Genomic DNA, 25158 nt, shown 5'->3' on the forward strand with positions numbered 1-25158 from the left:
GGCCCCGGAGTCCGCGACCGGACGACAGGGCCCACCGATGACGTTCTCCGCCGCCGAGCGCGACGCGATGCTGCGCGCCCTCGTGCTGGCCGCCACGCCGGGGGTCCCGCTGGGGCCCAACCCGCGCGTCGGCTGCGTCCTGCTCGCCGAGGACGGCTCGGTCGTGGCCGAGGGCCATCACCGCGGCGCCGGCACGGCGCACGCCGAGGCGGACGCGCTCACCCGCGCCGGTGCTGCGGCCCGCGGCACCACCGCGGTCGTCACCCTGGAGCCGTGCAACCACACCGGACGCACCGGGCCGTGCGCCCAGGCGCTGCTGGCGGCCGGCGTACGCCGCGTGGTCTTCGCCCAGCGCGACCCCAACGCCGTCGCGGCGGGTGGCGCGGACACGCTGCGAGCGGGCGGCGTCGAGGTCGAGGGCGGCCTGCTGGCCGACCGGGCCGCCGAGCTGAACCGGGTCTGGAGCTTCGCGATGGAGCACGCCCGCCCGTTCGTGACCTGGAAGTTCGCCACGACCCTCGACGGGCGCAGCGCCGCCGCCGACGGCACCAGTCGCTGGGTCAGCTCGCTCGCCGCGCGGCGCGACACCCACCGGCTGCGGGCGCTGTGCGACACGATGCTCGTCGGCACCGGCACCGTCGAGGTCGATGACCCGCTGCTGACGGTGCGCGACGACGACGGGGTCGCGCTGCCGCACCAGCCGCTGCGGGCGGTGATGGGCGAGCGCGAGCTCGACCCGGGGCGGCGGGTGTTCAACGACGACGCCGAGACCGTCCACCTGCGCACCCGCGACCCGCACGCCGCCCTCGCCGAGCTCGCGGCGCGCGATCGCCAGCACGTCTTCCTCGAGGGCGGGCCCACCCTCGCCGCCGCGTTCCTGCGCGCGGGCCTGGTCGACGAGATCGTCGTCTACGTCGCCCCGCTGCTCCTCGGGGCCGGGACCAGTGCGGTCGCCGACCTGGGCATCACCACCATCTCCGCCGCCCTGCGGCCCACCGTCACCGACGTGACGGTGCTGCCCGCCGAGGGCGGCGACCCGCCGAACGTGCGCCTCACCTTGAGCTGCGCGCCCACCGAATTGGAGTCCTGATGTTCACCGGAATCGTCGAAGAGCTCGGCACCGTCGAGGCGGTGGAGGACCTGGGCGACGCGATCAGGCTCACGATCCGCGCCACCACCGTGCTGGAGGACACCGGCCTCGGTGACTCGATCGCGGTCAACGGCTGCTGCCTCACCGTCGCCGAGCGCACCGCGGACACCTGGGTCGCCGACGTCATGCAGGAGACCCTCGACAAGACCTCGCTGCAGGGGGTCGGGCCCGGCGACCGGGTCAACCTCGAGCGCGCGGTCACCGTCGAGAAGCGCCTCGGCGGGCACATCGTCCAGGGCCACGTCGACGGGGTGGGCACGATCCTCGCCCGCACCCCCAGCGAGCACTGGGAGCTGGTCGAGGTCTCGGTGCCGGCCGGGCTCACCCGCTACGTCGTGGAGAAGGGGTCGATCACCATCGACGGCGTCAGCCTCACGGTCGTCGACGTCGGTGAGGACCGGCTGACGGTCAGCCTGATCCCCGAGACGCTGGCGCGCACGGTGCTCGGCGCCAAGCCGGTCGGCGCCCCGGTCAACCTCGAGGCCGACGTCATCGCCAAGCACGTCGAGAAGCTCCTCGCCGCCCACCTGCCCGAGGAGTCCTGATGCTCGACTGGCTGCTCACCGGCGAGATCGCCGTCGGCGGTGGCTACCTCTCCGTCCCGGAGGTGGTCGGCAACGTCTTCGGCCTGGCCAGCGCGCTGCTCGGCATGCGCCGGCTGGTCTGGGCCTGGCCGGTCGGCCTGCTCGGCAACATCTTGTTGTTCACGGTCTTCGTGAGCGGCTCGCTCAGCAACGCCGTCGCCGAGCCGCTGTGGGGCCAGGCCGGTCGCCAGGTCGTGTTCGCCGCCATGTCGCTCTACGGCTGGTGGTGCTGGCGCCGCACCCGCGGGGTGGACCCCGCCGGCGTCGCTGTCGTACCCCGCTGGGCTCGCCGCGCCGAGCGCCTCCAGCTGCTCCTCGTCGCCGTCGTCGGGTACGCCGTCGCGTTCCTCGTGCTGCGCGAGCTCGGGTCGTGGGGCCCGGCCACCGAGGCCTGGATCCTCACCGGGTCGCTGCTCGCGACCTGGGGGATGGCCCGCGGGTGGGTGGAGTTCTGGCTGATCTGGGTGGCCGTCGACGTCGTCGGGGTCACCTCGCTGATCCGGGCCGGCTACTACCCGACCGCCGCCATGTACCTGTTCTACGGCGCCTTCTGCGTCGCCGGCTTCTTCAGCTGGTGGCGCATCGAGCGCAGCTCTCGTCCCGTCCCGGTCGCGCCCCTCGCCGACCGCGCCCCCGAAGGAGTCATCTGATGAGCATGCCGTCCGACCGCCCGCAGCATGGCGGTGTCCGACTCGACCCGGTCGAGCGGGCCGTCGCCGACATCGCCGCCGGCAAGGCAGTGGTGGTCGTCGACGACGAGGGCCGCGAGAACGAGGGCGACATCATCTTCGCGGCCAGCAAGGCCACTCCGGAGCTGATGGCGTTCACGATCCGCCACTCCAGCGGCGTGATCTGCGTGCCGATGCCGGGGGAGATGCTGGACCGTCTCGAGATCCCGCTGATGACGCCGCACAACAAGGACAAGCTGCGCACGGCGTACACGATCTCGGTGGACGCCCGCGACGGGGTCAGCACCGGCATCTCCGCGGCCGACCGTGCGCACACCGCGCGGGTGCTGGCCGACTCCGCCACCGAGCCGTGGGAGCTCACCCGCCCCGGCCACGTGTTCCCGCTGCGCTACCGCGAGGGCGGCGTGCTGGTGCGCCGCGGCCACACCGAGGCCGCGGTCGACCTGGCGGTGCTCGCCGGGCTGACCCCCGCCGGGGTGCTGGTCGAGGTCGTCAACGACGACGGCACCATGAAGCGCGCCCCCGAGCTGCGTGCGTTCGCCGACGAGCACGGGCTGGCGATGATCTCCATCGACGACCTGGTGAAGTACCGCCGCCGCCACGAGAACCACGTCGAGCGGGTCGCCGAGACCCGGCTGCCCACCCGCCACGGCGACTTCACGGCGTACGGCTACCGGATCACCGTGGACGGCTCCGAGCACGTCGCGCTGGTGCACGGCGACGTCTCCGGGGACGAGTCGGTGCTGACCCGAGTGCACTCGGAGTGCCTCACCGGCGACGTCTTCGGCAGCCGCCGCTGCGACTGCGGCCCGCAGCTCGACGAGGCGATGGAGCGCGTCGTCGCGGAGGGCCGCGGGATCATCATCTACCTGCGCGGGCACGAGGGTCGGGGGATCGGGCTGGTCGGCAAGCTGCAGGCCTACCAGCTCCAGGACGGTGGCCGCGACACGGTGGATGCCAACCTCGATCTCGGCCTGCCCGCCGACGCGCGGCACTACGGCACCGCGACGCAGGTGCTCAAGGACCTCGGGGTCTCCTCGGTGCGCCTGCTGACCAACAACCCCGGCAAGGTCGGCGATCTGGAGGACTACGGGATCGCGGTGGCCGAGCGGGTACCGCTCACCCCGCACCCCAACGACCACAACCTGGCCTACCTGCTGGCCAAGCGCGACCGGATGGGCCACGTCCTGCCCGACCTGGCACGGCATGATGTGGCAGGCCGCCCCGAGGTCGCTGACGTCCCGGGGGCACCCGTCCTGACCCACGAAGAACCGTCCGACCTGAACGGAGGACCGCGATGAGCGGCGCCGGAGCACCCACCCAGCACCCCGTCGACTGCCACGACCTGCGGGTCGCGGTCGTCGCCGCCACCTGGCACGAGCAGGTCATGGACGGCCTGCTGGCCGGCGCGGAGCGGGCGTTCGCCGACTACAAGGTGGAGGCCCCGGTGGTGGTCCGGGTCCCCGGCACCTTCGAGCTGCCGGTCGTGGCCTCCGCGCTCGCGGCGCAGGGCCACGACGCGGTGATCGCCCTCGGCGTCGTCATCCGCGGCGGCACGCCGCACTTCGACTACGTCTGCAGCGCGGCCACCGACGGGCTGACCCGGGTCGCGCTGGACCACACGGTCGCGATCGGCTTCGGGGTGCTCACCTGCGACGACGACCTCCAGGCGCTCGACCGCGCCGGCCTGCCCGGTTCGCGGGAGGACAAGGGCTACGAGGCCACCGCCGCGGCGCTGCTCACCGCCCAGACCATCAAGCGGGTCAAGCGGGGCTACGACGCCTGAGCGCTCCAGCCCAGGAGCGCCGCGACGTCGCCGGCGAGGGTCATCGGGTCGAAGGGCTTGGAGATCACGCCGGCGACGTCCATGCCGTCCCACACCTGGCGGTCGCCGGTCTGCACCTTCGCGGTCAGCAGCACGACCGGCAGGTCGCGCGCCCCGGGAAGCTCGCGCAGGTACCGGAACGTCGTGGGGCCGTCCATCTCCGGCATCATCACGTCCAGCAGCACCGCGTCGATCGGGTGCTCCTCGAGGATGCTGAGCGCCTCGCGGCCGCCGGCGGCGATGCGCACCTGCCAGCCGCCGACCACCTCCAGTGCGATCCGGGTGATCTCCCGGATCGAGTCGTCGTCGTCGACGACGAGCACGCAGGGGACCCCCTGCGGCGCACCACGCGTCATGTCGGGCGTGTCCTCCTCATGGCGCCGGAGCGTCCGGCCCCGCCAGTCTAGCCAGCGCGCCGGGCCACGAGTTCCCCGCGTGTCACTGCAGGAGGTTCTGCCCTGCGCTCCCGCCTCCCGCGCAGACCGCGGCGAAGTAGGTCTGGCGATCGATCGGGTGGACGTCGAGCTCGGTGCGGCTGGCGAGCATCTGCGAGATCGCCGGGCCGAGGCCGAGGACCTCGTCGTTGTAGTGGCACATGTCCCACGCGCAGACGGCCCGCTCGGAGATGATCAGCTCGGTCATCACCGAGATCATCGAGGCGAAGACGTGCTGCTGGCGGCGCGCGTGGCGCACCAGCGTGAAGCCCAGGTAGTAGACCGCGTTGCGCTCGGTCTGCTCGGGGTAGTGGTGGGCGAAGTACGCCGGGCTGATCCACGGCACCGTCGCGAGGTCACGGGTGAGGGTGGTCATCCCGATCACCTCGTCGTCGGCGTCGAGGGCCAGGTACTTCATCACCCGCGGGTCGTGCATCTCCTCGAGGAACTCCTCCTCGTGCAGGACCTGGCGGGCCGCGGCGCGGGTCTCCAGCTCACCGAAGGTCTCGCGGTAGAGCTGGTAGTAGCGCGCCGAGGTCTCCTCGTCGACGTCGGTGGCGATGCTCACCCGCAGGGAATCAGCGGACATCGGTGCTCCAGGGGATCGTGGTGTACGCCGCCACGGTCAGGGCGGCGGTGGGACGGTCGACGAACCTCGCCGAGGTGGTGAGGGACTGCACGGGCCCGTAGCCGCCGCCGCGGTTGACGACCATGTCGCCGAGGGTCGCGTGGATCAGGTGCTCCAGCTCGGCCTCGGTGGTCGCGACGTGCTCGACGAACAGCCCGGCGCCGGTCGCCTCGTCGACGACCCAGCCGATCCCCGCCCAGGCCTCCTGGCCCGGCGCCTCGGCGTACGCCGCCGCGAGCACGCAGAACAGGCGGTCGCCGTGGCCACCACCGATCGGCTCGGCCTCGACGTCCTCGACCATGCGGATCTGGCTGCCGGGCGGGATGACGGAGGACAAGACGATCAGGTTGCGGTCGGCGATGCCGGTGCCGAGCAGGGCGTGGTCGAACGCCGCGAGGCGGGTGCGGCCGATGCCGACCGCCCTGCGCAGCGTGATGTCCACCCCGCCGGTGCTGTCGAGGTAGGCCGCCGGTTGTGGGGACGTGCTCAAGGGGACTCTCCGTTCGTGTGTCGGGTAGCGGCCGCGAGGGCCTGGATGGTTCCGAGAAGCTCAGGGACCGACGGCGTGGTGCCGGTGCGTCGGTAGGCGACGAGGGGACCGACGCGGTCGACGTGGGCACCGGGGGCGTCGTCGAGGGCGACCAGACCGGCCGCGCCGGGGTGGGTGCCGCCGGCGCGCGAGACCGCGGCCCCCACGGCCTGGGTCAGCTGGGAGGGGTCGGAGTCGTCGACGGGGTCGAGCAGCACCGTCAGCGACGCGGGGCGGCCCGCTGCGGCGCCGTCGACGACCGCGGCCTGCACGCAGTTCTCGAGGCCGGCGCGCAGCTCGGCCACGGTGGCCGGGTCGCCGCCGAGGAGGGAGATCGTGGTCGCGGTCTGCGGCGCGGAGCGGGTCACGTGCGGGGTGGGCAGGGTGAAGGACACCGTGGTGCCGGCGCCCACCGTGCTCTCGGCCCAGATGCGCCCGCCGTGACGCTCGATGATGCCGCGGCTGATGGTGAGCCCGAGGCCGGTGCCGCCCTTCTCCCGGGCGTCGCTCGAGTCGACCTGCTGGAAGCGCTCGAAGATCGCCTCGAGGCGGTCCTGAGGGATCCCGCGTCCGGTGTCGACCACCCGGAAGGTGACCTCGTCGGCGGCCGGCTCCGCGCACAGCGTGACCCGGCCGCCGGGCTCGGAGAACTTCACGGCGTTGCCGATCAGGTTGGTCAGCGCCTGCGCGACCCGGTCGCGATCGGCGACCACCCGGCCGGCGGCCGCCCCGACCTCGATGGTCACGTCGACGTCCTGGGCCATCGCGGCCAGCTCGACCGCCGACGCCCGGAGCAGGTCGACCGCGTCGTGGGTGGACAGGTCGAGGGGCACGTTCTCGGACTCGATGCGCTCGAGGTCGAGGATGTCGTTGATCAGCCGGGTCAGGCGCTCGGTGCTCTCCAGCGCGACGTCGGCCATCGACTGCGCGGCGGGCGCCAGCGGCCCGAGGGCGCCGGCCGCGAGCAGTCCCAGGGAGCCGCGGATCGAGGTCAGCGGCGTCCGCAGCTCGTGACTGACGACCGAGACGAACTCGTTCTTCATCCGGTCGATCTCGCGGCGCTGGGTCATGTCGCGGAAGACGACCACCGCGCCGCGGACCACCTCGTCGCCCTCGCGGTCGTCGTCGCGGTCCACCAGCGGGCTGGCGGTGATCTCGACGGGGAAGGTGTGGCCGTCGGCGCGCACGTAGGTGTCGCTCTCGGCGACGGCCACCTTGCGCTCGCGGATCGCCTCGGCGATGTAGCAGCCGTGCCAGGGGTACGCCGTGCCATCGGAGCCCGGGGCGTGGAAGAGCTGGTGGGCGTCGCGGCCGAGCAGATCGTCGGGGCGGTAGCCCAGGGCGCGGGCGCCGGAGGGGTTGAGGAAGGTGAGCGCGCCGTGCTCGTCGACGCCGTAGATCCCGTCGCCGACCGAGGAGACCAGCACCTGGTTCTGCCGGGCCATCCGGCGCAGGTCGGCGGTCTGCTCACGCACCCGGCGCTCGAGGCCGCGGCGCAGGCGGGTGTTGTCTGCGGTGAGCAGCACCTGGCGGGCGCCGACGGCGAGGAGCAGTCCGCACCACAGCGCCCCCTGGGTCTTGCCGAAGCCGTGCTCGGCGGGCAGCGCGACCTGGACGACACCGGCCAGCAGCAGTACGGCGTACACGATCATGACGTCACGGGCGTCGGAGGTCTCCCGGTGCCCGGCGGGGCGTGCGGCGCTCTCGTGGCGCGGGTACCAGGCCGCGAGCCCGATCAGCAGGTAGCCGGCGATCCAGCCGAGGTCGAGCAGGCTGCCGAACTCGAAGGACTGCTCCACCGTGAGCACCGCGTAGGCCAGGTCCGACATCGTGTACATCACGAACCCGGCAGCGACCAGGCCGAACTGGCGCCGGTCGGCCGGGCTGCAGCGCAAGAACAGCAACAGCGCGACGGTGGCCAGCAGCAGGTCGAGGGCCGGGATGGCCAGCGTCGTCCAGCCGATCGAGGTGGGCTGGTCGGTGGCGAGGATGCGCTCGTAGACGGTGGTCGACGCCACCACCAGCACGCCGCCGGTGATCACGATCCCGTCCAGCGCGAGGAGCGACTTGTCGATGCCTCGGCGCCGCGGCGTCGGGAAGTTCAGCAGGGCAGTGGTCGACAGCACCAACGCCGTCGCGATCGTCACGTCACTGACCGTGTGCGCGGACACGAACGAGGTCGAGCCCACGAACGCGCTCCACACGTTGCCGAACGCCGCGGTCAGCCCGGCCGCCGCGATCAGCACCCAGGAGCGCTGGCGCCGGCCGCTGGTGGCGCGGATGCGGGGGATGAAGCCGACCGTGCCGAGCAGGGCCGAGGCGATCAGCCCGGTCGAGCTCGCGCTGCTGCGCACCGGCTCCGGCATCGCCGGGAGAAGCAGGATCCCGAAGGTGAGCGCGAGCAGCGCCGCGATGGCGACGGCGGCGGCGAAACGGCGCTGTTCATCGGCGAGCGCCGCCCCGTTGCTCATGGGCGTGAAGGTATCAGTCGATTCCTCCGCGCCTGTGATTCGCGCCATCGCGGCCGGCAGTGTGTCCAGTCCGGCATCCCGCTGGTGCTCGTGTCGGGGACACCGCCTAGTCTGGTTGCCCGTGAAGACGTTCGACGAGCTCTGGTCCGAGCTGTCCGAGAAGGCCCGGACCCGCCCCGCAGGTTCCGGCACCGTGGCCCAGCTCGATGCCGGGGTCCATGCGATCGGCAAGAAGCTGGTCGAGGAGGCGGCCGAGTCCTGGATGGCCGCCGAGCACGAGGGCAAGGAGCGGGCGGCCGAGGAGATCAGCCAGCTGCTCTACCACGCCCAGGTGCTCATGCTGGCCAGCGGCCTCGAGCTCGACGACGTCTACACCCACCTGTAGAGGACAACCCGTGTCACAGCCCGTCTCGTCCCCACCCCTGCTCCGCGTCGCGGTGCCCAACAAGGGCTCGCTCTCGCAGTCCGCGCAGGAGATCCTGCGCGAGGCCGGCTACCGCCAGCGCGTCGACTCCAAGCAGCTCGCTCTCACCGACGTCGAGAACGGCGTCGAGTTCTTCTACCTGCGTCCGCGCGACATCGCGCTCTACGTCGGCAAGGGCACCCTCGACGTCGGCATCACCGGCCGTGACCTGCTCCAGGACTCCGGCGCCGAGGCCGACGAGGTGCTCCCGCTCGGGTTCGGGCGCAGCCGGTTCCGCTTCGCCGGCCCGCAGGGCGCCTTCGGCTCCGTGGCCGACCTCGAGGGCAAGCGCATCGCCACGTCGTACGACGGGGTGGTGCGGGCGTTCCTCGACGAGCGCGGCATCAAGGCCGACGTGGTGCGCCTCGACGGCGCCGTCGAGACCAGCATCCAGCTCGGCGTCGCCGACGCGATCGCCGACGTCGTGGAGACCGGCAGCACGCTGCGCCAGGCCGGGCTCGAGGTCTTCGGCGACACGATCTTGGAGTCCGAGGCAGTGGTCATCACCCGCGGGGCGGACGTCCCGGCGGGCTATGAGACCTTCAAGCGCCGCATCGACGGTGTCCTGGTCGCGCGCAGCTACGTGATGATGGACTACGACATCGACCGCGAGCGGGTCCAGGCCGCGGTGGCGCTCACCCCCGGCATCGAGAGCCCGACGGTCTCCCCGCTGCACCGCGAGGGCTGGGTGGCGGTCCGGGCGATGGTGCCCCGTGCCGGCTCGCAGCGGCTCATGGACCAGCTCTGGGAGCTCGGCGCCCGCGGGATCCTGCTGACGGAGATCAATGCCTGCCGCCTCTGAGGCCCCGGGCCTCCCCGAGCTCCCGCGGACCTGGCGCCCGTTGGGCCCCCGCCTCGCGGGCATCCTGTTCGGCTCCGCGCTGGCCATCGTCTGCGTGGTCACCTGGTTCACCTTCGACGCGGAGACCCGCGCGAAGTTCACGGTCTTCCAGATCTCCACGATCCTGTTCCTGGCCGCCCTGGCGGCCGCGGCGATGAACGCGCTGGTCCGGTCCCGGGTCGTCGGCACGCGCGAGGGGCTGGTCGTGATCAACGGCTACAAGCGCCGCGAGCTGGAGTGGGCCGAGGTGGTCGCGGTGCGACTGCCCGCCGGCGCACCGTGGGCCACCCTCGACCTCAGCGACGGCAGCACCGTGTCGGCGATGGGCATCCAGGGCTCCGACGGCGCCCGCGCGCACCAGGCCGTGCGCGAGCTGCGCGCCCTGGCCGATCACTACGCCGGGCCCGCCGGCCGGTCCTGACCGGTTGGTCCTGATCGGCTCGAACTGATCGGGCTCAGTCCAGCGCGCGGATGCCCCAGGCGACGCTGAGCTCGTCGGTGGCGCTGCCCGCCGGACCGAGCTCGACGAGGTCCACGCCGCTGTTGAAGGCGTCCGCGGGCGCCGTCATCGGCTCGACCGCGACCGAGCGCCGAGCGGTCGCGGGGACGTCGTCGGCGGTGTAGAGCTGCAGCCAGGGATGGCCGGCGTCGACCCACAGTGCGACCCCCAGCCCGCTGGCGGGGTCGCGCAGCACGGTGGTCGCGATCCCCTCCGCGTCGCGCTGGAGGTCGGTGAAGGCGTGGTTGAGCGCCAGGTCGCGCAGCGGCCGGGTCACCCGGAAGTCGAACTCGGTGCCCTCCACGGCCACGGTGCCCGCGGGCAGCAGCCGCTCGTCGACGAGCGCGCGCGTGGCCGCCGGGAGAGTCAGCTCGAGGCGATCCACGGCCCCGTTGCCGACCCTGAGGTACGGGTGCGCCCCGCTGGCGTACGGCGCGGGGTCGGGGGAGTGGTTGGTCGCGGTCTGGGTGACCGTGAGCCCGTCGGCGGAGAGGTCGTAGACGATGCGCAGGTCGACGGTCCAGGGGTACCCGCTCTGGGCCATCAGCCGGTGGGTCAGCGCGACCGAGCGCGAGGTGTGCTCCTCGAGGGTCCAGGCGACCCAGCGGGCCAGGCCGTGGGAGGCGTTGTGCCGGCTCGGCTCGGTGAGCGCCAGCTGGTGCTCGCGGCCGCCGAAGCGGTAGCGCCCGTCGCGGATCCGGTTCGGCCAGGGCATCAGCACCTGCCCGCGCCCGCCGCTGGCCATCTCGTGCTCGCCGAAGCCGTCGACGAGGTCGCGCCCGCCGTGGGTGAGCGTGCGCAGCGCCGCGCCGCCCTCGGTCACCACGGCCTGGTAGCCGCCGGCCGAGATCTCGAACTGGTCACCGCTGGGAGGAAGCACCTCCCCACCCTAGGTCCCGGGGGCGCCGCTGCGCTCAGATGCCCGTACGCCGGGAGCCGTCGAGCACCAGGTCGGCGCGGGCGCGGGTCTGCTCGGCGGCGAAGAGGCGCTCCTCGACCGGCACCCAGCGCCGCCGGTGCGGCTCGGAGGCCGCGCCGTCGCGCGCCAGCCACCGCTCACGGCGCAGCGCGGCGGGTGCGTCGACCCAGACCAGCACGCTGCGCAGGTGGTCCAGCCGCCGGGTGCCGGACCCGACGCCCTCGATGACCAGCAGCGGGCCGGGCGCGAGGTCGACCGGCTCCCCGAAGCGCCCGGCGTGCCAGTCGTAGCGGCGGTAGGAGGCGTGCTCGCCGCGGGCCAGCGGGGCGAGGAGCGCGGCCAGCGTCGCGGGCAGGCCGGGCAGCCCGTCCCAGCCGTCGAGCAGGTCGTCGGTGTGCACCAGCGTCGCCTCCGGCGCCCGGGCGAGCAGCGCGGCGCCGAGCGTGCTCTTGCCCGAGCCCGCCGGGCCGTCGAGGCACACCAGGCGCCCGGTGCCGAGCCGGGCCGGCCGGGATCGCGCCAGCCGGAGCACCTCGCGGGCCTGCGCGTCGCGGTCGCAGCGGTCGTCGCGGAGCGCCGGTTGCCCGCGGCGTACCGGCTCAGAAGGCGAGGCCGTGCCCACGGTAGGTCGTGGCCTGCTCGACGATCCGGTCGCCGTGCAGCAGGTGGGCGGTGGTGGTGTGCTCGAACAGCTCGCCGGACTTGGCGTGGCGGAACCACACCAGGTCGCCGATCGCGAGGTGGTCGGCGCCGGGACCGGCCAGCGGCGTCTGCACCTCGCCGGCGCCCTCGAGGGGGAGCAGGTGCAGGCCGGCCGGGGCCCAGGGCAACGGCAGGCGGTCGGCGCCCGCCGGGCCCGACGCGACCAGCCCACCGCCGTGCACGGTGACCATCCCGCGGCCCGGCCGCCGGGTGACCGGGAGGCCGTAGAACGCCGCGGGGCGCGGGGAGAACGAGCGGTAGTGGTCGAAGAGGGTCGGCACCATCAGACCGGAGCCGGCACTGACCTCGGTGACGACGGGGTCCTGGGCGGAGTCCTCGATCGAGCCGGAGCCGCCGGCGTTCCACAGCTCGAGGCCGCCGAGCTCCGCCAGCGCATCGGCGATCGCCCGGCGCCGGGCGGTGATCTGCGAGGACGAGGCGGACTTCAGCCCGCGCACCACCAACGAGCGGGCGCGCCGGGTGGGCACGGCGTCGGGGAGCCCGGCCACCTGGCCCTCATAGGTCATCACGCCGACGAGGCGGAAGCCGTCGCGCGCCTGCACGGCGCGGGCCAGGTCGAGGACCTGGTCGGGGCTGTGCAGCGGCGAGCGCTTCGGCCCCACATGGGCGGGGCCGAGCCGCAGGCCCGCGTCGACGTCGATCGCGACCCGCACCGGCACGGCGTGGGAGCTGCGGACCGAGTCGATGACGGCGAGATGCTCGAAGGAGTCGACCATCACCGTGATCCGGTCGGCGGCGCGGGGAGAGGCGACCAGGCGGGCGAAGGCGTCGCGGTCGACGCTGGGGTAGGCGACCAGGAGGTCGTCGCTGACCCCGTGCTCCTCCAGCCAGAGCGCCTCGGCGAGGGTGAAGGCGAGCACGCCGTGGAACCCCGGTCGGGCCAGCACCCGCTCCAGCAGCGCCGGGACGCGCACGGACTTCGAGGCCACCCGGATCGGCACGCCCGCCGCGCGACGCACCAGGTCGTCGGCGTTGGCGTCGAACGCATCGAGGTCGACGACGACCAGCGGGGTGGCGAGCGGGGCGTCGTACGCCGCGACGGCGCGGTCCAGACGGCTCCAGAGCCGGTTGCGGGCGACCGGGCGGTACGCCGACCCCTCCTCGGGGCCGGTCCCGTCGTCGTCGGAGGCGGCGACGCCGTAGGACATCAGGAGATCCCGCGCTTGCGCAGCATCGCCTCGATCTCGTCGAGCTCCTTGTCGCCGGTGCCGCCGGGAGCGGCCTTCGTGCCCTTCTTCGCGCCCTTCGTCGTGCCGGGCAGCGCCTCGGAACGCCGGCTCGCGCGGGTCGCCGGGCGGGCGTCGGTGCGGGCGTCGAGGAGCCCGGCCACCACGATCAACGCGACGCCGACCCCGGCCAGGACGACGCCGGCCCACACGGTCGGGCTGAACGCCAGGCGCACCGCCCAGTCCGAGACCGCATCGACGATGCGCGTGAACATCCGCAGCGTGTCGGTGAGATAGGCGGCCAGCGGAAGCAGCGTGATGCCGGCGCCGCGCAGGCCGGCGGCCAGCCCGCGGCGTCGGAACGCGAACCAGGTCCAGATGCCGGCGAGCAGCGTCAGTGTGAGCGTGAGTGCTGTCCAGGTGACGTCGTCCACACCACCAGCCTCCCACACGGGGTGATGCCCGGCGGGCCGCTGCTGGACCGGGTGCGCGAGACTGGGCACATGTCCGACCACGGCACCCACGGGGGTCACGCGCCCCACGGCCCGCGCCAGCTGCTCGGCCCGGCGTTCCCCGACGACACCGGCGCACAGGACCCGCGGCTCGCCGCCGCGCTGTCGGCGTACGCCGCGGGCACCGGCGAGCGGGTCGCGGTCCTGGCGGCGCTCGTGGGCACCCGGCTGCTGGTGCCGGTGGTCGCGGTGCTGGGCGAGGTCGAGGTCGGCGAGGACGGTCTCGCGCGCGAGAAGAGCAGCGACATGGCCGCGGTGCTGATGACCACCCCGGACGGTCGGCGCGGACTGCTCGCGTTCACCGGTACCGAGCCGCTGCGCACCTGGAACCCCGAGGCCCGCCCGGTGCCGGTCACCGCCCAGGCCGCAGCGCAGTCGGCGATCCAGGAGGAGGCCTCCGCGCTGGTCATCGACCTCGCCGGACCGGTCCGCCTGGTGGTGGAGGGCAACGACCTGCGCGCGGTGGCCCACGGATGGCGTCCCGCGGTCGTCGACGGGGAGCCGGTCTGGCTGGCGCCCGCGCCCGAGACCGACGCCGGTTCCGACTCGCCCCAGCCGGACTAGCCAGTCGGACTAGCGAGCCGGATTGGCCCTCGCGGGGAATCCTCGGCTAAGGTCTGGTGTTGACCGATCAGTTCCTCGTGCCCGCACGGTGGAACCGATCCGACAAGCGGAGTCGGCTCGTTCGTCTCCCACCCGCATCGACCGCCCTCTCCGGAGGACAAGCACCACAGGTCGTCGGGTCCGGTCCTGAGATGTGGCCCCACGCGTGACGTGTCGGTCCCGTCCCGGTGGTACGAACCCCTCCTGGGGGACGTGTCGAGACTGGCTTCCGCTTGTGACAGCGGAAGCCTTTTGTCGTTGTGGCCCTCCATGCCAGATGGGTGGCCAGCAGGCGGCGAGGACGTCCGGCCACAGCCCCATCAGGAGGACACATCAGCACCGAGCTTCGTATCAACGACCGGATCCGGGTTTCCGAGGTCCGCCTCGTTGGACCCAATGGCGAGACCGTCGGCATCGTCCCGACGGCTGACGCGCTGCGCCTCGCGCAGGAGGCCGACCTCGACCTGGTCGAGGTCGCTCCCACTGCGCGCCCCCCGGTCTGCAAGCTCATGGACTACGGGAAGTTCAAGTACGAGAACGCCCAGAAGGCTCGTGAGGCGCGCCGCAACCAGACGAACGTGATCATCAAGGAGATGAAGCTTCGTCCCAAGATCGATGCGCACGACTACGAGACGAAGAAGGGCCACGTGGTCCGCTTCCTCAAGGCCGGCGACAAGGTCAAGATCACGATCATGTTCCGTGGTCGCGAGCAGCACCGCCCCGAGCTGGGCTTCCGCCTGCTCCAGCGTCTGGCGGAGGACGTCGCCGACCTCGGCTTCGTCGAGTCCTCGCCGAAGCAGGACGGGCGCAACATGATCATGGTCCTGGGCCCGCACAAGAAGAAGGCCGACGCCAAGGTCGACATGCTGGCGGCCAAGGAGGCCAAGGCCTCCGAGCGTGCCGACGTCGAGGCCGCCGAGCGTGCCGAGCGCGACGCCGCCCACCTGGCCGGCCCGGTGGCGCAGAAGAAGGAGCGTGGCCGCTCCGAGAACCTCGATCCTGAGATCGAGGCCTGACCCGCAGATCGCACCCAGGCCCGGTCGAGCCCATCGGGACCTCGACCGGGGCGGTCCTGCAGCAACGAGAGAGAGACAACTGATGCCGAAGAACAAGAGCCACTCCGGTGCCGGCAAGCGCTTCCGCGTGACCGGCTCGGGCAAGATCCTTCGCGAGAAGGCCGGCAAGCGCCACAACCTCGAGAAGAAGGCCTCCAAGGTCACGCGTCGCCTCACCGGCACCGTCGAGGTTGCCAAGGCCGACGTGCCCCGCGCGAAGAAGCTGCTCGGTCGCTGACCCGACCGCATCACCCCTGGTCGACGTACCGACCTGAGCACCCCGAGACACTTGAGCACCAAGGAGTAAGACAGTGGCACGCGTCAAGCGGGCGGTAAACGCCCAGAAGAAGCGCCGTACGACCCTCGAGCGCGCCAGCGGCTACCGCGGCCAGCGCTCGCGCCTGTACCGCAAGGCCAAGGAGCAGGTCACCCACTCGCTGGTCTACAGCTACAACGACCGGCGCAAGAACAAGGGCAACTTCCGTCGCCTGTGGATCCAGCGCATCAACGCGGCCGCTCGCGCGCAGGGCATGACCTACAACCGCTTCATCCAGGGCCTCGGCCTGGCCGGTGTCGAGGTCGACCGCAAGGTCCTCGCCGACCTCGCCGTCAACGACATCGCGGCGTTCAACGCGCTCGTCGAGGTCGCCAAGGCGGCCCTGCCCGAGGACGTCAACGCCCCCAAGGCGGAGGCCTCGGCCTGAACACCCCGCTGAGCGCGGGCAACGCCCGCGTCAAGCTCGCACGCAAGCTCAGCCGCCGCTCGGAGCGATCCGAGCGGCGGCTGTTCCTTGCCGACGGCCCGAAGGCCGTCGAGGGCGCGCTCGGCGTCACCGGCTGCGTCACCGAGGTCTTCGCGACCCTCGCCGCCACGGAGCAGCACGCCGATCTGCTGGCCCTGGCCGAGACGGCCGGCGTCGCCTGGACGCTGGTGGAGGACCGCGCGCTCGCCTCGCTGAGCGACTCGGTGAGCCCGGCCGGTGTGGTGGCGGTCTGCCACCACCTGGACCGCCCGCTCGCCCACCTGCTGGACCGCCGGCCCGCCCTCGTGTCGATCTGCGCCGACGTGCGCGACCCCGGCAACGCGGGCAACGTCGTGCGCACCACCGACGCGGCGGGCGGTGACGCCGTCGTCCTGGCCGGCAGCTCGGTCGACCCGTACAACGCCAAGGCGGTGCGGGCGAGCGTCGGCAGCCTGTTCCACCTGCCGCTGGCCATCGAGCCCGACCCCGCCGCCGCGGTGCGTGCCGCGCAGGGTGCGGGCCTGGTCGTGCTCGCCGCCGACGGGGCGGGCGAGATCGACCTCTTCGACGCCGACGAGCTCCTGGCCGGGCCCACCGCGTGGCTCTTCGGCAACGAGGCCTGGGGCCTGCCCGCCGAGCTCGCCGACCTCGCCGACCACCGGGTGCGGATCCCCCTGCTCGGCGGCGCCGAGAGTCTCAACCTCGCGACCGCCGCCGCGGTCTGCCTCTACGCCTCGGCGCGCGCCCGGCGCTGACGCACGGCGCCGCGGCGCGGCGCCGTGCGTAGGGTGGCGGGCGTGAGCGCTCCCCTCTCGGCCCAGCAGCTGGCCGACCAGCTGCCGGACGCCGTGCTGGTCGCCGACGCCGACGGGGTGCTGACCCTCGTCTCCGCCCCCGCGGCGCGGATGCTCGGGACCGACCCGGCCAGTGCCTGCGGCCGCCCGCTGGTCGACGTACTGGCTCTGCGCGACCGCGACGGCCAGCGCTGGTACGACGTGAACCGGCCCTACGACGGGCTCGCGACCCGCACCGGGGTGCCCGAGCAGTCCTGGCTGCTGCCGGACGGCACCGAGGTGCTGGTGACCGCCCGGATCCACCGGCGGGCGCTCGACGAGCCGGTGTCCGGGGTCGTGGTGGGCATGCGGTCGGGGCGCGGGCGCGCCCGGCTGGACCGCGGGCGCTCGGACCTGGTGGCGACCGTCGCCCACGAGCTGCGATCCCCGCTGACCGGCGTCAAGGGGTTCGTGCAGGCGCTGCTGAACCGCTGGGACAAGCTGAACGATGAGCAGAAGAAGCTGATGCTGACCACCGTCAGCGCCGACGCGGACCGGCTGAGCCGGCTGATCGCGGAGCTGCTCGACGTCGCCCGCATCGACACCGGTCGCCTGCAGCTGCACCGCCGCCCGGCCGACGCCGGGCTGCTCGCGCGGCGCGTGGTCGACTCGGTCACGGCCGGCACCTCCCGCTCGGTCGATCTCGCGGTCGCCGCCGACCTGCCGCAGATCGGCGCCGACCCCGACAAGTTCGTGCAGGTGCTCACCAACCTGGTCGAGAACGCCGTCCACCACGGCGCCGGGCAGGTGCGCGTCGCCCTGGCCACCCAGCCCGGGGACGCCGGCGGGGTGCTGATCACCGTGCAGGACGAGGGCGAGGGGATCCCCGCCGAGCTGCGCAGCCGGGCGTTCACGAAGTTCTGGCGCAACGGCGCCAGCGGGGGCTCGGGGCTCGGGCTCTACATCGTGCACGGCCTGGTGCGCGCCCACGGCGGCACCGTGAGGATCGAGGACGCCGAGGGCGGGGGAGCGCGGATCGTCGTCGCCTGGCCGGGCCCCGTGGACCCGGGCTGAGCGAACAGGAGGTGAACCGGTTCGCGTGCGCGCCGCCGGGGTTCCTAGACTTGCTCAGGTTGCACGCGCCGCGTGCGCGCCGAGCTGGAAAGGCAGTCATGTCGGGACCGAACACCGATTACGACCCCGTCGAGGTCACCCCGCTGAAGCCGGAGGAGGTCGAGGCCTCCCGGGACGCGGCGCTCGCCGCCATCGAGGCGGCCGGCGACCTCGAGCAGCTCAAGCAGGTGCGCATCGACCACACCGGCGACCGCTCGCCGCTGGCGCTGGCCAACCGCGAGATCGGCGCGCTGCCGCCGCAGGCCCGCAAGGAGGCCGGTCAGCGCATCGGCCAGGCCCGCGGCGCCGTCAACAAGGCGCTCGCGGCGCGCCAGGTCGTGCTGGAGGCCGAGCACGAGGCGCGGATGCTGGTCGAGGAGACCGTCGACGTCACGCTGCCCACCGACCGCCAGCCGGCCGGCGCCCGGCACCCGCTGACGACCGGCGCCGAGCTGATCGCCGACATCTTCGTCGCGATGGGCTGGGAGGTCGCCGAGGGCCCGGTCATCGAGGCCGAGTGGCTCAACTTCGACGCCTTGAACCTGGGCCCGGACCACCCGGCGCGCACCATGCAGGACACCTTCTGGACCGAGCCGGCCGACAACGGCATCGTGCTGCGCACCCAGACCTCGCCGGTCCAGGCGCGCACCATGCTCACCCGCAAGCCGCCGATCTACGTCGTGTGCCCGGGCCGGGTCTTCCGCACCGACGAGTACGACGCCACGCACAGCCCGATGTTCCACCAGGTCGAGGGGCTCGCCATCGACGAGGGCATCACCATGGCCCACCTGCGCGGCACCCTCGACCACTTCGCCGCGGCGATGTTCGGCGAGGGCATCCGCACCCGCTTCCGCCCGTCGTACTTCCCCTTCACCGAGCCGTCGGCCGAGGTCGACCTCGTCTGCTTCGTGTGCCGCGGCACCGGTGAGCTGGACGGCGCCACCTGCCGCACCTGTCGCGGCGAGGCGTGGATCGAGTGGGGCGGCTGCGGCGTGGTCAACCCTCGGGTGCTCCAGGCCTGCGGCGTCGACCCGGAGCGCTACACCGGCTTCGCCTTCGGCATGGGCATCGACCGCACCCTGATGGTGCGACACGGCATCGCGGACCTGCGCGCGCTCTTCGAGGGCGACGTCCGCTTCACCTCGGCTTTCGGTACGGAGATCTGATGAAGGCGGCAGCGTCCTGGATCAAGGAGTACGTCGAGCTTCCGGCCGACGTCACCACTGAGCGGCTCACCGAGCGCCTCACCGACCTCGGGCTCAAGCTCGAGGCCATCGAGTGCGCCGCTGACCAGATCACCGGCCCGCTGGTGGTCGGACGGGTGCTCACCCAGGAGAAGGAGCCCCAGAAGAACGGCAAGGTCATCAACTGGTGCACCGTCGACGTCGGCGACGCCAACGGCACCGGCGAGCCCCAGGGGATCGTCTGCGGCGCCCACAACTTCGGCCCCGGTGACCTGGTCGTGACGGTGCTCCCCGGTGCGGTCCTGCCGGGCGGTTTCGCGATCTCGGCGCGCAAGACCTACGGCCACCTGTCGGCCGGGATGATCTGCTCGGCCTCCGAGCTGGGCCTCGGTGAGGACCCGTTCGGCTCCGGGGGCGACGGGATCATCGTGCTGCCCGAGGGCCTGGCCGAGCCGGGCACCAGCGCGTTCGGCCTGCTGGGGCTCGACGAGGAGATCATCGAGTTCGAGATCAACCCCGACCGCGCCTACGCGCTGTCGCTGCGCGGCATCGCCCGCGAGGCCGCGCTCGCCTTCGACGCGCCGTACCGCGACCCCGCGCTGCGCGACCTGCCCTCGAAGGCACCGGCGGGCTACCCCGTCGAGGTCGACGACCCCGAGGGCTGCCCGGTCTTCGTGGCCCGCACGGTCACCGGCTTCGACCCGACCGCGCCCACCCCGGGCTGGATGGCGCAGCGCCTGGTGCAGTCCGGCATGCGCCCGATCTCGCTGGCCGTCGACGTCACCAACTACGTGATGCTCGAGCTCGGCCGGCCGATCCACGGCTACGACCTCGACAAGCTCCAGGGCACGGTGCGGGTGCGCCGGGCCGAGGAGGGCGAGAAGCTGCGCACCCTCGACGGCACCGACCGGGTGCTGAGCAGCGAGGACCTCGTGGTCACCGACGACTCCGGGATCATCGGCCTCGGCGGCGTCATGGGCGGCGAGACCACCGAGATGTCCGCGACCACCACGCGGGTGCTCATCGAGTCGGCGCACTGGGACGCGCGCTCCATGTTCCGCACCGGCAAGCGCCACAAGATCTCCTCCGAGGCCGGCAAGCGCAACGAGCGCGGCGTGGACCCGACGATCTGCGAGGCCGCCGCCGACCGGGTCGTCGAGCTGCTCACGACGTACGGCGGGGCGACGGCGGAGCCGGGCGTCACCGTCGTCGGCTCCGCGCCCGCGCGTGCCGCGATCACGATGTCCTACGACCTGCCCGCGAAGGTCATGGGCGCCGACGTGCCCGCCGACGTGACGCTGGCCCACCTCGAGGCGGTGGGCTGCGACCTGGTCAAGGAGGACACGGTCGTGCTGGCCACCCCGGCGCCGTGGCGACCCGACCTCAACGACCCGTTCGACCTGGTCGAGGAGGTCGCGCGGATCGTGGGCTACAACGAGGTGCCCTCGGTGCTGCCGACCCCGCCCGCCGGTCGCGGCCTGACCCGCGCCCAGCGGCTGCGCCGCCGGGTCGGACGCACGCTCGCGGGTGCCGGCTGCGTCGAGGTCGTGAGCTTCCCGTTCATCGGCGAGGCGACGTTCGACGCGCTCGGTCTCGACGCCGAGGATCCGCTGCGACGCGCGGTGCGCCTGGCCAACCCGATGTCGGCCGAGGAGCCCTGCTTCACCACCACGCTGCTCCCGGGCCTGATCAAGGCGGCGGCACGCAACCTGGGACGCGGCGCGTCCGGGGTCGCGCTGTTCGAGACCGGTCCGGTGGCCTTCCCCTCCGAGCAGGGCGCCGCGCCGATCTACGGGGTCGCGGAGCGGCCGAGCGACGCCGAGCTCGAGACGCTGTTCGCGGCGCTGCCGCACCAGCCGAACCACGTCGGTGCGGTGCTCGCCGGCGAGCGCGAGCGCTCCGGCTGGTGGGGCGCCGGTCGCGGCGCCGCCTGGGCCGACGCGGTGGAGCTGGTGCGCCGCCTGGCCGCCGAGCTCGCGGTCGAGGTCGAGCTCGCCAACACCGAGCGGGCGCCGTGGCACCCCGGCCGGTGCGCCCAGGTCAGCGTCGCCGGTGCGGTGATCGGACACGCCGGTGAGCTGCACCCCAAGGTCTGCCAGGCCTTCGGGCTGCCGGCCCGCTCGGCCGCCGTCGAGATCGACCTCGACGCGCTGATCGCCTCCGTCCCCGCCACCGTGCGCGGCCCGGAGCTCTCGAGCTTCCCGGTCGCCAAGGAGGACGTCGCCCTCGTCGTCGACGCCGACGTCCCCGCCGCGCAGGTGGAGAGCGTGCTGCGCGAGGGGGCGGGCGAGCTGCTGGAGTCGATCCGGCTCTTCGACGTCTACACCGGCGAGCAGGTCGGCGAGGGTCGCAAATCCCTCGCCTTCGCGCTCCGCTTCCGCGCCACGGACCGCACGCTCACCGAGGAGGACACCTCCGCCGCCCGCGACGCCGCGGTCGCCGCGGCCACCGAGCGCCTCGGGGCGGTCCAGCGCTGAGCACGCAGTAGCTCTCTTTCCGTCGCGCCTGTCGGGGCCCACGTTCGTGGGTCCCGGCGGGCGCGACTGCCGTTTCTCGAGCGCATGGCAGGACGCGGACCGGCATGGCCTGGCCGGCGAGCGCGTCTACTCCCTGCGGGTGTCGCCGTCCACTTCAACCGCGCGAACGGTGTGGCCTACCGGCACTTGACCCAGAGGGGCACGGGCCACGCAGCACCGTCGGGCCCCGGGATCCACAGGAAGCCGACCGCGACGTCGGATTTCTTGCCGGGTGTCTGGAGGCACGGCGGATCGCCTTCCCCTCCTGCGCTGTCGGTCTCCCACCACATGTTGTCGGCGCAGAGCGTGAGCTGGGTGCCGTCCTCACCGTCGAACATCACGAGATCGTTCTCGCTGTCGCGCATGGCGATGCCTTCGTTCAACGTAGGTCACGCGCTGACAGGACGCCGTTGGCACGCGCAGGCTCAACGGCATGACAGTGCGGCTGAGGCGCACGCCCCAACATGCTGGCCGCTCGCTTTCACACCTCCCCGCGAAGGGGCCCCGCCAGTGGGTGCTGGCGTGGATCTCGCTTCGACGGACTCGACCGATGCCTCAGTCGTCGGGTGGGTGGGCGGAGACGAGGCGGGTGGTCCCGCCTTCCTTCACGAGATGGAGCCCGTGGGGCGATCGCCAGAAGCACGTCGCGGCGTCGGTCTTGTCGTAGGTCCACCCAGTGTGGGTCTTGGCCCGATGATGTCGGCGACACAGTGGCGCCAGGTTGCACGAACAGGTCGAGCCGCCAGCGCCGTGGGCGACGACGTGGTCGGTGTCGCAACGGCGGGCGGGACGTTCGCACCACGGGAACGCACAGACCGGTTGGGTGAGACGGGTCTGGTCGACGAGCCGGTCGGGGACGGCGTAGGCGTCGGTGTGGTGGTGGGCCTCGAGGTCGATGACCGGCTTGATGGTCACGTGGGCATCGGGGCTGCTGCACCAGTCGCGGACCTGCTCGGTGGAGACGATGGACCGGGTTTCCTCGACCTGCGCGATCCCGGCCTCGGCGTGGCTGATCGCTGCCTGGGACAGGTGGACGTGGATGACGACCTGGCGAGGCTTCACCACAGACGCGGCGTCCTCACCGGCCTCGGCTCGGAGGTCGAAGGCGAGCTGCCGCCGGGCGAGCTCACCGGCCGCCATCGAGCGGCGCACGTCCAATGACTCGGTGGATCCGAGGGCGGCGAGCACGTCGGCGCCCTGGCGGATCGCGGTGTCGAGGTCGAGGGCGTCGGCCAGGTCGAGCACCCCCTCGACGTGCACGGTGCCGTCGTGGGTCGCCTCGCGGGTGTGCACGTCGAAGCGACGCCCGTCAGCGGCCTCCCTGCGCTGCTTCTCCGCGCCCTCGGGGTCGAAGGCGACGCGGGCCTGGTCGACGAGCCGCTCGATCCCGGCCCAGCTGATCTTCCCCACGAAGCCGGCGAGGTGGCGATCGACGAAGTCGGCGCCCTCCAGCGGCAGCGTCATGGTCAGCTGCGCGAGCCGCCGTGCCTTCCAGAGCGGGACCTTGCCGGCGCGGACCAGCTTCCAGGTGCGCTTCAACCGGTGCGCCAGCTCCAGCGCGTCACCGACGAGCGCTCGGGCGGAGTCGGTCGACAGACCCAGGGCGGCGCCGAACTCCATCGGCGCGAACTCCGCCACCAGCGGCGCACCCTCACCGGCGAGCGGCACGGCGAGCTCACCGAAGACCAGCCCGGTCTTCGCCGGCGCGTCGGCGACCGACTCTTCCGGGTGCATCGCCGCCCACACCAGCGCGGCCTCCAGGACGTCGATCTCTGCCCGCTGGGCGGCAGCCCGGCGGGCTTCAGCGAACGCCAGCACGGCGGCTGGGGTGTCGCAGTCGGGGAGTTCGTGGTCAGCCATGCTTCATTCTCATCGAACACGAGTTCGATCGGAAGGGGTCGGCGAGCCCTGTGAAGTAAAGAGTTCGGGGGATGTACGTCCTCGACGCCCCGACCGGTGATCCGCGACGTCGCGATGCGTCGGGCGGGTTGACCAGCAATCACGAACGCGACGCGACCCCGTGCTCGTCGCGCGGCCATGTGGGCGGACGTGAGCCCATACTGGGGCCGATCCGGGGTCCTGTCAGGAAGGTCGTTCTCGTGAGATTGTCGAGCCTGATGGCCGTGTTTGCGCATCCCGATGACGAGTCGCTGGTGGCGGGCGGCATCCTCGCTCAACATGCTGCAGCGGGCGCACGGACCGCGGTCGTCACTGCCACGTGGGCTCCGAGCACGCAGCGAGCAGCGGAGTTGGCTGATGCGCTGCGGGTCCTGGGTGCAGGTGAGCTGAGGCTGCTCGGGTACGCCGACGCGAAGGTCCCGGAGTCGGCTCCGGGCCGGCCGCGCTGGTGCGACGCACCGCTCGACGAAGTGGTGCGCCGGCTCGTGAGGCAGATCCGTGAGTTCCGTCCGGAAGCCGTGGTGACCTTCGATGCGCTGGGCGGTCTGACTGGTCATCTCGATCACGTGCACACCCATCGGGTGACCGTGCTGGCCGCCGAGGCGGCCGGCACGGACGTGTACCCCGAGGCAGGGCGTCCGTGGGCGCCGGGCATCGTGTACCTGGCGACTCATCCGCGTTCGTCGGTGAAGGCCATCGAGGAGATCCTCGGTACTCGAGGAGCCGTGCACGCCACGCCCGACGAGCAGGTCACGGACCGGGTGGACGTCTCGCCGTGGTTGGAACAGAAGGTGGCCGCGATCCTGGCCCACCGCTCTGAAGTCGACCGGGGCGCCCTTCCCGGGCTTGTCGCCAGCCTGTCGCTGAAGGCCCGCGAGGAGCTCCTCTCGACCGAGTGGTTCATTCGTCGCCCTCTGGCGCACTGATCCACGCGCCCCCGCTGCAGAGCCGGGGCACGCAGCCCGGCCAGCCACCCCAGACCCGAGGACCTCAGTCCAGCGGCTGGTCGATCACCGCGCGCAGCGAGCGATAGGCGGCCGGGTCGCCGACGACCGTGACGACGGAGTCGTCGAGGCGGCGCCACAGCCAGGCGTCGAGGTCGGCGGCGGTGCCGGCGACGACGGCCGACGGCGCGGTGCCGGGGTCGGCGACGACCTGCACGTGCGGGCCGTCATAGCTGCGCCCGGACTCGGGCTCGGTGCCGAAGAACATGCCGGGCCGGGTCCAGATCGACCGGTCGAGGTCGGTGAGGTCGACGCGCACGTGGTGCGCCCCGGGCTCGATGCGTCCCCAGTCGGGGGCGTCGCCGCCGTACATCACGTCGAGCGCCTCGAGGACCCCGTCGGCGGCGAGGTCGGGGTCCAGCGGCGTCACTGCGCCCGCTGCCTGCTCGGCGTCGAGGCGGTGGATCAGCGCCTCGTGGGCCTGGCGGCGATAGGACGTGCCGACGGTCTGCGTCGGTGCCCAGTGCCACGCCGCCTCCGCGGGGTCCGCCTGGGCGAGCGCGTCGAGCAAGGCAGCGGAGTGATCCGCGAACGCCGCCAGCATCGCGTCGTACGTCGCGGGCCGGGGGAGGTCGGGCAGGTCCTCGGCCGGCGGGGCGGGCCGCGAGGTGACGATCCCGGCCCAGAAGCGCTGCACGTTGGTGAGGTGCCAGAGCAGGTCGGCGGCGTCCCAGTCGGGGCACGCCGGCACCCGCGTGGCGGGGTCGCACGTGGCGAGGACCTCACCGAAGCGCGCCGACTCGCGGCGGATGGCGGCCAGGTACGTCGGGTACCCGATGCATGGCGTGGACGGCGTCGGCATGTCTCGACGGTAGGACGTCACGCCTACAGTCCG

Annotated in this window: 28 protein-coding genes; 17 read left to right on the forward strand and 11 right to left on the reverse strand. The window is 72.9% G+C overall.

Features of this window, described 5'->3' with window-relative positions; all coding sequences use genetic code 11:
- The first annotated feature begins 37 nt into the window (after positions 1-37).
- The 5 genes from ribD to ribH are packed head-to-tail and all read left to right on the forward strand — an operon-like array spanning position 38 to position 4209.
- Positions 38-1090, forward strand: a complete 1053-nt coding sequence (gene ribD / locus GFH29_RS08775; protein WP_228387847.1) for a bifunctional diaminohydroxyphosphoribosylaminopyrimidine deaminase/5-amino-6-(5-phosphoribosylamino)uracil reductase RibD — start codon at positions 38-40, stop codon at positions 1088-1090.
- Positions 1090-1695 (forward strand): riboflavin synthase, encoded by a 606-nt coding sequence (locus tag GFH29_RS08780; RefSeq protein ID WP_153322983.1) that lies wholly within the window; start codon positions 1090-1092, stop codon positions 1693-1695. The genes ribD and GFH29_RS08780 overlap by 1 nt, the downstream gene beginning before the upstream one ends.
- The gene (pnuC, locus tag GFH29_RS08785; RefSeq protein WP_153322984.1) at positions 1695-2384 is read left to right on the forward strand and encodes a nicotinamide riboside transporter PnuC; all 690 of its coding nucleotides are present in this window, start codon (positions 1695-1697) and stop codon (positions 2382-2384) included. Before GFH29_RS08780 ends, pnuC begins: the two co-directional genes overlap by 1 nt.
- On the forward strand, positions 2384-3724 hold the full coding sequence (locus tag GFH29_RS08790) for a bifunctional 3,4-dihydroxy-2-butanone-4-phosphate synthase/GTP cyclohydrolase II (RefSeq protein ID WP_323368686.1): 1341 nt from the start codon (positions 2384-2386) through the stop codon (positions 3722-3724). The genes pnuC and GFH29_RS08790 overlap by 1 nt, the downstream gene beginning before the upstream one ends.
- Positions 3721-4209, forward strand: a complete 489-nt coding sequence (gene ribH, locus GFH29_RS08795; RefSeq protein WP_153322985.1) for a 6,7-dimethyl-8-ribityllumazine synthase — start codon at positions 3721-3723, stop codon at positions 4207-4209. The genes GFH29_RS08790 and ribH overlap by 4 nt, the downstream gene beginning before the upstream one ends.
- Here the strand turns inward: ribH and GFH29_RS08800 are convergent.
- The 4 genes from GFH29_RS08800 to GFH29_RS08815 all read right to left on the reverse strand — a co-directional run bounded on the left by GFH29_RS08800 (position 4197) and on the right by GFH29_RS08815 (position 8310).
- Entirely contained in the window at positions 4197-4604 is a 408-nt protein-coding gene (locus GFH29_RS08800) for a response regulator (protein ID WP_153322986.1), read from the reverse strand. The two genes, ribH and GFH29_RS08800, sit on opposite strands and share 13 nt — an antisense overlap.
- Positions 4605-4686: 82 nt before the next feature.
- Entirely contained in the window at positions 4687-5271 is a 585-nt protein-coding gene (locus GFH29_RS08805; RefSeq protein ID WP_153322987.1) for a hypothetical protein, read from the reverse strand.
- A complete protein-coding gene (locus GFH29_RS08810) occupies positions 5261-5800 on the reverse strand; it encodes a pyruvoyl-dependent arginine decarboxylase (RefSeq protein WP_228387848.1) in 540 nt (179 codons plus the stop codon). The genes GFH29_RS08805 and GFH29_RS08810 overlap by 11 nt, the downstream gene beginning before the upstream one ends.
- The gene (locus tag GFH29_RS08815) at positions 5797-8310 is read right to left on the reverse strand and encodes a sensor histidine kinase (RefSeq protein ID WP_153322988.1); all 2514 of its coding nucleotides are present in this window, start codon (positions 8308-8310) and stop codon (positions 5797-5799) included. Before GFH29_RS08815 ends, GFH29_RS08810 begins: the two co-directional genes overlap by 4 nt.
- A 121-nt stretch (positions 8311-8431) precedes the next feature.
- On the opposite strand from GFH29_RS08815, the gene GFH29_RS08820 reads away from it, so the two are divergent.
- Genes GFH29_RS08820 through GFH29_RS08830 form a run of 3 tightly spaced genes read left to right on the forward strand, consistent with a single transcriptional unit; the run spans position 8432 to position 10035 of the window.
- The gene (locus GFH29_RS08820) at positions 8432-8695 is read left to right on the forward strand and encodes a phosphoribosyl-ATP diphosphatase (RefSeq protein ID WP_153322989.1); all 264 of its coding nucleotides are present in this window, start codon (positions 8432-8434) and stop codon (positions 8693-8695) included.
- A gap of 37 nt (positions 8696-8732) precedes the next feature.
- Positions 8733-9575 carry an ATP phosphoribosyltransferase gene (gene hisG, locus GFH29_RS08825; protein ID WP_153325710.1) on the forward strand — a complete coding sequence of 281 codons (843 nt, stop codon included), beginning with the start codon at positions 8733-8735 and terminating at the stop codon, positions 9573-9575.
- Complete coding sequence (locus tag GFH29_RS08830) at positions 9559-10035, forward strand: PH domain-containing protein (protein ID WP_153322990.1); 477 nt, start codon at positions 9559-9561, stop codon at positions 10033-10035. Before hisG ends, GFH29_RS08830 begins: the two co-directional genes overlap by 17 nt.
- 34 nt (positions 10036-10069) lie before the next feature.
- Here the strand turns inward: GFH29_RS08830 and GFH29_RS08835 are convergent, their stop codons facing one another.
- Genes GFH29_RS08835 through GFH29_RS08850 form a run of 4 tightly spaced genes read right to left on the reverse strand, consistent with a single transcriptional unit; the run spans position 10070 to position 13355 of the window.
- On the reverse strand, positions 10070-10993 hold the full coding sequence (locus GFH29_RS08835; protein WP_153322991.1) for an aldose 1-epimerase family protein: 924 nt from the start codon (positions 10991-10993) through the stop codon (positions 10070-10072).
- Between the two features lie 34 nt (positions 10994-11027).
- Entirely contained in the window at positions 11028-11654 is a 627-nt protein-coding gene (locus tag GFH29_RS08840) for a 4-amino-4-deoxy-L-arabinose transferase (RefSeq protein ID WP_228387849.1), read from the reverse strand.
- A complete protein-coding gene (locus tag GFH29_RS08845; RefSeq protein WP_153322992.1) occupies positions 11632-12903 on the reverse strand; it encodes an amino acid deaminase/aldolase in 1272 nt (423 codons plus the stop codon). The genes GFH29_RS08840 and GFH29_RS08845 overlap by 23 nt, the downstream gene beginning before the upstream one ends.
- Entirely contained in the window at positions 12903-13355 is a 453-nt protein-coding gene (locus GFH29_RS08850; protein ID WP_153322993.1) for a cellulose synthase, read from the reverse strand. The genes GFH29_RS08845 and GFH29_RS08850 overlap by 1 nt, the downstream gene beginning before the upstream one ends.
- Positions 13356-13424: 69 nt before the next feature.
- Between GFH29_RS08850 and GFH29_RS08855 the strand changes: the two genes are divergently transcribed.
- The 8 genes from GFH29_RS08855 to pheT all read left to right on the forward strand — a co-directional run bounded on the left by GFH29_RS08855 (position 13425) and on the right by pheT (position 21381).
- Positions 13425-13997: an SseB family protein gene (locus tag GFH29_RS08855; RefSeq protein WP_153322994.1), complete on the forward strand. Its 573-nt coding sequence runs from the start codon at positions 13425-13427 to the stop codon at positions 13995-13997.
- A gap of 320 nt (positions 13998-14317) precedes the next feature.
- Positions 14318-15052, forward strand: a complete 735-nt coding sequence (gene infC / locus GFH29_RS08860) for a translation initiation factor IF-3 (RefSeq protein ID WP_153322995.1) — start codon at positions 14318-14320, stop codon at positions 15050-15052.
- Between the two features lie 82 nt (positions 15053-15134).
- Positions 15135-15329: a 50S ribosomal protein L35 gene (gene rpmI / locus GFH29_RS08865; protein WP_028471567.1), complete on the forward strand. Its 195-nt coding sequence runs from the start codon at positions 15135-15137 to the stop codon at positions 15327-15329.
- 73 nt (positions 15330-15402) lie between these two features.
- The gene (gene rplT / locus GFH29_RS08870) at positions 15403-15795 is read left to right on the forward strand and encodes a 50S ribosomal protein L20 (RefSeq protein ID WP_153322996.1); all 393 of its coding nucleotides are present in this window, start codon (positions 15403-15405) and stop codon (positions 15793-15795) included.
- 8 nt (positions 15796-15803) lie between these two features.
- The gene (locus GFH29_RS08875; protein WP_416224790.1) at positions 15804-16589 is read left to right on the forward strand and encodes a TrmH family RNA methyltransferase; all 786 of its coding nucleotides are present in this window, start codon (positions 15804-15806) and stop codon (positions 16587-16589) included.
- Between the two features lie 42 nt (positions 16590-16631).
- A complete protein-coding gene (locus GFH29_RS08880) occupies positions 16632-17681 on the forward strand; it encodes an ATP-binding protein (RefSeq protein ID WP_153322997.1) in 1050 nt (349 codons plus the stop codon).
- A gap of 98 nt (positions 17682-17779) precedes the next feature.
- Positions 17780-18886: a phenylalanine--tRNA ligase subunit alpha gene (gene pheS / locus GFH29_RS08885; protein ID WP_153322998.1), complete on the forward strand. Its 1107-nt coding sequence runs from the start codon at positions 17780-17782 to the stop codon at positions 18884-18886.
- On the forward strand, positions 18886-21381 hold the full coding sequence (pheT, locus tag GFH29_RS08890) for a phenylalanine--tRNA ligase subunit beta (protein ID WP_153322999.1): 2496 nt from the start codon (positions 18886-18888) through the stop codon (positions 21379-21381). Before pheS ends, pheT begins: the two co-directional genes overlap by 1 nt.
- 176 nt (positions 21382-21557) lie before the next feature.
- On the opposite strand, the gene GFH29_RS08895 is transcribed toward pheT, so the two are convergent.
- Both GFH29_RS08895 and GFH29_RS08900 read right to left on the reverse strand, forming a co-directional pair.
- Positions 21558-21785 (reverse strand): hypothetical protein, encoded by a 228-nt coding sequence (locus GFH29_RS08895; RefSeq protein ID WP_153323000.1) that lies wholly within the window; start codon positions 21783-21785, stop codon positions 21558-21560.
- Positions 21786-21975: 190 nt separating this feature from the next.
- Positions 21976-23280, reverse strand: coding sequence for an HNH endonuclease signature motif containing protein (locus GFH29_RS08900; protein WP_153323001.1), 1305 nt, complete (start codon positions 23278-23280; stop codon positions 21976-21978).
- Between the two features lie 71 nt (positions 23281-23351).
- Between GFH29_RS08900 and GFH29_RS08905 the strand changes: the two genes are divergently transcribed.
- Complete coding sequence (locus tag GFH29_RS08905; protein ID WP_228387850.1) at positions 23352-24245, forward strand: PIG-L deacetylase family protein; 894 nt, start codon at positions 23352-23354, stop codon at positions 24243-24245.
- 64 nt (positions 24246-24309) lie between these two features.
- On the opposite strand, the gene GFH29_RS08910 is transcribed toward GFH29_RS08905, so the two are convergent.
- Positions 24310-25125 carry a maleylpyruvate isomerase family mycothiol-dependent enzyme gene (locus GFH29_RS08910; RefSeq protein WP_153323002.1) on the reverse strand — a complete coding sequence of 272 codons (816 nt, stop codon included), beginning with the start codon at positions 25123-25125 and terminating at the stop codon, positions 24310-24312.
- Between the last annotated feature and the right edge of the window lie 33 nt (positions 25126-25158).

Origin of the sequence: Nocardioides sp. dk884, assembly GCF_009557055.1 — a bacterium.
GTDB lineage: Bacteria > Actinomycetota > Actinomycetes > Propionibacteriales > Nocardioidaceae > Nocardioides.